Annotated in this window: 4 protein-coding genes; 3 read left to right on the forward strand and 1 reads right to left on the reverse strand. The window is 71.3% G+C overall.

Going from position 1 to position 6,634, the window contains the following annotated elements; translation table 11 throughout:
- Positions 1-7: 7 nt before the first annotated feature.
- Positions 8-3,241: a S8 family serine peptidase gene (locus AB0M83_RS43015; protein WP_364526739.1), complete on the reverse strand. Its 3,234-nt coding sequence runs from the start codon at positions 3,239-3,241 to the stop codon at positions 8-10.
- Positions 3,242-3,476: 235 nt separating this feature from the next.
- Here AB0M83_RS43015 and AB0M83_RS43020 point away from each other — a divergent pair, with 235 nt between their 5' ends.
- The 3 genes from AB0M83_RS43020 to AB0M83_RS43030 are packed head-to-tail and all read left to right on the forward strand — an operon-like array spanning position 3,477 to position 6,555.
- A complete protein-coding gene (locus AB0M83_RS43020; RefSeq protein WP_364526741.1) occupies positions 3,477-4,091 on the forward strand; it encodes a TetR family transcriptional regulator in 615 nt (204 codons plus the stop codon).
- A gap of 2 nt (positions 4,092-4,093) precedes the next feature.
- Complete coding sequence (locus AB0M83_RS43025) at positions 4,094-5,002, forward strand: ABC transporter ATP-binding protein (RefSeq protein WP_364526743.1); 909 nt, start codon at positions 4,094-4,096, stop codon at positions 5,000-5,002.
- Positions 4,999-6,555: an ABC transporter permease gene (locus tag AB0M83_RS43030; protein ID WP_364526745.1), complete on the forward strand. Its 1,557-nt coding sequence runs from the start codon at positions 4,999-5,001 to the stop codon at positions 6,553-6,555. Before AB0M83_RS43025 ends, AB0M83_RS43030 begins: the two co-directional genes overlap by 4 nt.
- Positions 6,556-6,634: the final 79 nt, after the last annotated feature.

Consider the following 6,634-nt stretch of genomic DNA (forward strand, 5'->3'; position numbering starts at 1 on the left):
AACGGGACTAGCTCACGGAGTTGACCAGCACCAGCGAGGAGCCGACCGTGACACCCGTGTCGGTCTGCACGGTCAGCTGACCGCGCAGGACCCGGCCCGCCGCGGGAACGGCGCCGGCCGTCACCGTCGCCGGCACCGTCCACGAGCTGCCCGACGCGCGCGCCGCGTTCGCGTCGGTCACCGCGACCGAACCGAAGGCGGGGTTGGTGAACACGTCGAGGTAGTCGAACTCGGTGGTGCCCGCGGGCACCGCGTACCCGTCGACCAGGGCGATCCAGACGCCCGCGGCCGGGTTGGCCACGGTCACCGACTCTTCCGAGTCACCGTCCGCGCTCTGGCCCGCCACCACGCACGACCCGGTCGTGCAGTTGTACAGCACCAGGTCCAGGTCGGCGCCGACGTCGGACGTCTTGCCGATCGTGGCCGTCAGCGACGTCGAACCCGGCGTCACCGCGATCTGGTACTGCTGCTGCGCGCCTTCGGCGATCGACGGCCGCGAGATCTTCGCACTGCCCAGCGTGGCGCCGGTCAGCTTGCCGGTGAACGCGCCGAGCGTGTTCGTCACGGTGTACGAACGCGCGATCGGCTGGCCCAGCGTCGCCGAAGCGATCGTGTCCGGGTTGGGTGCGATGGTCGTGCCCAGCACCGAAGCCGACAGCTTGTACGCCGCGTTGTCCACATCGGACGTCCGGCGTGCTTCCACGACGATCTCCCACACGCCCGGCAGCGGGTTGGCGATGGTCCGGCTGGTCGGCGTGCCGCCGGGGCAGCCCGCGCCCGCGTCGGGGAGGTAGCAGTACGTCGTCGAGGTGCTCGCCTCGGCCGGGACACCGGTCGGGTCGTAGCGCAGGAACCGCACCTGACCCTTGCCCGGGGCGCCGGCCCCCGCGTCCAGGTCCACCTTCAGCGCGCTGGCGCCCTGCGGCACCCGCACGAAGTAGCTGGTCGCCTGGTTGCGGGCGATCTTCCCGGAGACGTCGACCTGGAAGCCCTTGGCGGCGGCGAACTCCTGCGGCGCGAAGACCGTGTTGAGGGTCTGCACGTCGATGCCGATGGTCAGCGGGTTGTCCAGGTACAGCAGCGCCGAGTGGACGCCCGCGTTCTTCGGGTTCACCTTGACGTCGAACTTCACCGGCGTGTTCAGCGGCAGCACCACCGTCGACGCCGAGGAGAACGTCCCGTCGTTGCCGGTCCACCGCGCGAAGTACGGCACCGGCTTCGCCGAGCCCGTCGTGCGGGTGATCGTGTACGTGCGGGTGTAGGCCTTGCCCGTGGTCACGCCCTCGCGGTCGTGGATGCCCACGCCCGTGTTCGGCGTGGCCAGCAGGCCCGACAGCGCGGTGTGCACCTCGACGGACGTCGCGACGGCGTCCGGCTTCGGGTTGAGCGACAGCGCGACGAACGCGGCCGGGACGTTGAACAGGCCCGCGCCCTGGGCGTACGCGCCGATGCCCGGCACGAACCGCGCGGTCGACTTGATGGCCGCGCGCAGCTGCGCGACCGGCGGGCGCTGGCCCTGGTGCGTCGCCTTGTACGCGCTCACCAGCAGTGCCGCCGCGCCGGTCGCCTGCGGCGCCGCCATCGACGTGCCCTGCAGCATCGCGTAGCCCGCGGGCAGGGCGTACGTGCCGGCCACCGGGCCCGGCGCCTCCCAGCGCGGGGTGGTGGAGATCGCCGCGCCGGGCGCGATGATGTCCGGCTTGAAGCCGCCGTCCTCACGCGGGCCGCGCGAGGAGAACGGGTGCAGCGACTCGGCGTTCTGGGTCTTCGAGCCGTAGTTCGAGAGCCAGGTTTCCTTGGTGATGTAGGAGCCGACCGAGATCGCGTCCGTGGCCACCGACGGGTCGCCGACGGTGTTCGCGCCCGCGCCGCTGTTGCCGGCCGAGATGAAGATCTGGACGTTGTACTCGGCGATCGTGCGGTTGTAGAGCTCCGCGCGGGCGTTGTTGCCGTCGTTGAGCGCCGGCAGGCCGCCGATCGAGATGTTGATGACGTCGGCGCCGTGGCTGGCGGCGTAGACGACGCCGTCGACCAGGCCGCTGGACGTGCAGGCGCTGCCGGTGAGGCAGACCTTGACCGCCAGGACCTTCGCGCCCGGGGCCGCGCCGTCCATCTTGCCGCCGAACAGGTCGTTGCCGGTGGCGATGCCCGCGACGTGCGAGCCGTGCTCGGCGCCGGCGATGCCGATGCCGACGAAGCCCGGCTTGTCGGTCTGGACCACGAAGGCCATCCGCTCGGCGATGTCGGTCGCCGGGTTGTCGGTGCCGAAGAAGCCGACGTCGTACTTCTTGGCGTAGTCGGTCATCGGCTTCTCGTCGGTGAAGTCGCCGTTGCCGTTGAGGTCGACGCGGACCTCCTTGGTCACGCTGTCCTGCAGCACGCCCCAGGAGTCGGCGCGGTCGCCGTCGCGGTTGACGTCACCGCCGGTCTCGCTGTCCGCGGCACCCAGGTCGCCGGCGGTCTCGGTGAACAGGCCGAAGGTGTACGGGCCGCCGGTGGCCGGGGCGGTCCAGGTCTTGGCGTTCGAGGTGAAGGTGCCGGTGTAGGTCTGGGTCGACTGCTTGACCCAGGTGCCGTCGCCGGAGTTGGTGGCGTTGGCGTTGTACCAGTCGACGATCTTGCGTTCGCCGTGGCTGGTGGTGGCCAGCGCGGGGGAGTCGAGGTCGACGCCGGAGTCGAGCACCGCGACGGTGGTGTCCTTGCCGTCCCAGTTGGGCAGCACCTGGCCGAACTGCGCGGCGTAGGTGTCGCCGGTCGGAAGGTACGGGTTCACGCGCGGGGTGTTCTTGCCCGGCGCGGGCTGCGGCGCCGGGTCCTGCGCGCCGTCGGGCTTCGGGTCGTCGCGGTAGACGAGGCCGTCGACGTCGACGGCGTTGACCGACTTGAGCTTCGCGGCCTTCTCGGCCTTGTCCGTCGGGACGCTGACCTTGACGTAGTCGAGCTTGGTGTCGGTGGACTGGACGACACCCCCGAGCGCCTTGAGCTCGTTCACGGCGGCGCCGGTCTGGCCCTTCTCCGCCGCGATCAGCAGTGTGACGTCGGGCTTGCCGGCCTTCTCGGCTTCGGCGACGAGGGCGCGGTCGTGCTCGTCGAGGGTCTTGCCGTCGGCCGCGCCCGCGGTCGGCGGGGCCTGCTGGGCGGAGGCCACCGGAACGGCGACGCCGAGGACGGAAGCGCCGAGTGCGGTGGCGAGGACGGTGATCCCGGCCCGCCGTCTCCAGCGAGATCTGTGGTCAGTCACTGAGTGGACCCTTCGTGAAGTGATGCGTCCGTGAAGTACACCTCGTGGGATCTTCGGCAGCAATAAGACAGTTAGCCCATAGACCGCAATTGGTTGCGAGCCAAATGGCCTAACGGGATGAGCGGTTAGGCGGTCACGCGAAGCCGCACTTTCACGTGAAAGTGCGGCCTTGCTATGCGCACGTGTAGGCGGCTATATTCTCGTGTAGCCAGCTACACGCACGTATAGGACGTCCATGAGCCTCGAAGACCTGACCGCGCGGGCCCGGATCCGCGACGCCGCCATCCGGCTGTTCACCGACCGCGGCATGGAGAAGACGTCGATCCTCGACATCGCGAAGGAGGCCGGGGTCTCGGGTGGCCTGATCCGCCACCACTTCGGGTCCAAGGACGGCCTGCGCGAGGCCTGCGACACCTACGTCTTCGACGAGCTGCTGAAGTTCAAGGAGGAGGCGCTGGCGAAGGGGCAGGCGGACCCGGCCTTCGTCCCGACGTTCGACACCCGCCAGCTCCTCTTCCGCCGGTACATGGGCCGCGCGATGATCGACGGCTCCGAAGCCGCCGCGGCGCAGTTCGTCGAGATCGTCGACGGCACCGAACGCTACTTCCGCGAGCAGGGCATGGACATGCCCGACCCGCGGGGCGTCGCCGCCGCGCTCGCCGCGATGACCGGCGGGCTGATGATCCTGCAGGACCACGTCGCGCGGGCGCTCGGCGAGGAGCCGGGCACGAACGAGGCGATGCTGCGCATGTCGCTCGCCGCCGGGCACCTGTTCCTGAACCCCCTCGGCGACGCCGAAATCCTCGAAAAGGCCCGCGAAGCGCTGGCCGCCTACGAACGGAAGGAATGACGATGGCCGAAGCGATCACCGCCGACGGCCTCACCAAGGCGTTCGGCCGGACGCGAGCCCTCGACGGGCTCGACCTGACCGTCCACACCGGCGAGGTGCACGGGTTCCTCGGGCCCAACGGCGCCGGCAAGACCACCACGATCCGCGTCCTGCTGGGGTTGATGCGGGCCGACGGCGGCCGCGTCACCCTGCTCGGCGGGAACCCCTGGACCGACGCCACCGAGCTGCACCGGCGGCTCGCGTACGTGCCGGGCGACGTCACGCTCTGGCCCAACCTCACCGGCGGCGAGGTCATCGACCTGCTCGGCCGGCTGCGCGGCGGGCTCGACAAGACGCGGCGCGCGGAACTCGTCGAGCGCTTCGACCTCGACCCGCGCAAGAAGGGCCGGACGTACTCGAAGGGCAACCGGCAGAAGGTCGCCCTCGTCGCCGCGCTCGCGTCCGATGTGGAGCTGCTGGTGCTCGACGAGCCGACGTCCGGGCTCGACCCGCTGATGGAAGAAGTGTTCCGGCAGGTCGTCGAGGAAGAGCGGCAGCGCGGCGACCGGACCGTGCTGCTGTCCTCGCACATCCTGTCCGAGGTCGAGGCGCTCTGCGACCGCGTCACGATCATCCGGGCCGGGCGCACCGTCGAGTCGGGCACCCTGGACGAGCTGCGGCACCTGGGCCGGATCACCATCGACGCCTCGCTCGCGCGCGTGCCGGACGGCCTGGCGGCGCTGCCGGGGGTGCACGACCTGAGCACGTACGGCTCGCACGTCCACCTGTCCGTCGACCAGTCTTCGCTGGACGACCTGATGCGGCACCTCGCCGAAGCCGGGCTGCGGAGCCTGGTGAGCCGGCCGCCGACGCTCGAGGAACTGTTCCTGCGCCACTACCGCCACGACGAGCCGGTCGGAGCGGCGCGATGACCGGGACCTGGTCGCTGCTGCGGCTGGTGCTGCGCCGCGACCGGCTGCTGATGCCGCTGTGGATCGTCTGCCTGGCGGTCGCGCCGATGGGCTACCTGTCGTCGATCGAGGCGGCCTACCCGGATGCGGCGTCGCGGCAGCACTTCTACGACCTCAACGCTTCCAGCGCGACCTTCGTCGTTCGCAACGGTCCGCTGTACGGCTCGTCGGTCGGCAACCTCCTCGCGTGGCAGTGCGGGTTCGTCCCGGTCGTCGTCGGGCTGATCGCGCTGCTCACGGTCGTCCGGCACACCCGGACCGAGGAGGAGGCGGGCCGCCGCGAGCTGACCGGCGCGACCGTCGTCGGGCGGCACGCGGGGTTGGCGGCGGCGGTGCTCGCCACCTGCGGGGCGTGCCTGGTGTACGGGCTGCTGGTCGGGCTCGGCCTCTCCGCGCAGGGCGTCTCCTTCCCCGGTGCGCTGGCGCTGGGTCTCGGGTTTTCGTTGGCAGGCTGGGTGTTCGCGGGTGTCGGCGCGGTCGCCGCGCAGCTCACGTGGGGTGCGGGCGGCGCGCGGGGCATCGGGATCGGCGTGCTGGTCCTGGCGTTCCTGCTGCGTGCGGCGGGCGACAGCAGCACTTCGGCGGGCTGGGTCGCGTGGCTGTCGCCGATCGGCTGGGCGCACCGGATGCGGCCGTTCGCCGGGGAGCAGTGGTGGGTGCTCGCGTTGGCTGTCGTCTTCACCGGCTTGCTCGTGGTGTTGGGGGTGGTTTTGTCCGCGCGGCGCGACCTCGGGGCGGCGCTGCTCCCGGCCCGGCTGGGGCGGGCGACGGCGAAGGCGTCGCTGCGGTCGCCGCTGGCGCTGGCGTGGCGGCTGCAGCGGGGGACGCTGCTGGTCTGGACCGTCTGCCTGGCGCTGGTCGGGCTGCTGATGGGCGGGGTCGGGAAGAACGTCGCGGAGATGATGCGGGACAACCAGGCCGTCGCGGACGTGTTCTCGCGCCTCGGCGGTGGCGGCGCGATGACGGACGCCTACCTGGCCGGGACGATGACGTTGTTCGGCTTGGCCGCGGCGGGTTACGCGGTGCAGGCGACGCTGAAGCTGCGTGCCGAAGAGACGGCGGGCCGGGCGGAACCGCTGCTGGCGACGGCGGTCGGCCGGATCGGCTGGGCGCTCGCGCACCTGACGTTCGCGGTGCTGGGGTCGGCGTTCTTGCTGGCCGTGACCGGTCTCGCGACCGGCGCGGCGGTTGGCGCGTCGCTGGTTCCGGCGGCGCTGGCCCAGCTGCCGGCGGTGTGGGTACTGGCGGGACTGGCGGCCTTGCTGATCGGCCTCTTCCCGCGGTTCGCGGCGGCGGCGTGGGGGCTGCTGGGCGCGTTCCTGCTGCTGTCACTGGTGGGAACGGCCTTGCGCTGGAACGAGGTGGTGCTGGGAATTTCGCCGTTCCAGCACCTGGCGCGGCTGCCGGGCGGGACGTTCTCGGTGGCGCCGGTGGTGTGGCTGGTGGCGATCGCGCTGGTGGCGGGCATCGGTGGCCTGGCAGCGTTGCGACGCCGTGACATGCCGGTGGGCTAAAGCCGTGAATGTCCTCGGTCGGGACCGAGTCGTAGTGGCCGTTCGTGCCCAGGTACACCGTGAGGACCTGCTCCTCGAC

It is taken from the genome of Amycolatopsis sp. NPDC051106 (assembly GCF_040682775.1).
In the GTDB taxonomy this organism is placed as follows: Bacteria; Actinomycetota; Actinomycetes; order Mycobacteriales; family Pseudonocardiaceae; genus Amycolatopsis.

What these genes read in the sequence shown, in the direction of transcription:
- AB0M83_RS43020 (WP_364526741.1), top strand. Translation starts at nt 3,477, where the DNA reads ATGAGCCTCGAAGACCTGACCGCGCGGGCCCGGATCCGCGACGCCGCC.
- AB0M83_RS43025 (WP_364526743.1), top strand. Translation starts at nt 4,094, where the DNA reads ATGGCCGAAGCGATCACCGCCGACGGCCTCACCAAGGCGTTCGGCCGG.
- AB0M83_RS43030 (WP_364526745.1), top strand. Translation starts at nt 4,999, where the DNA reads ATGACCGGGACCTGGTCGCTGCTGCGGCTGGTGCTGCGCCGCGACCGG.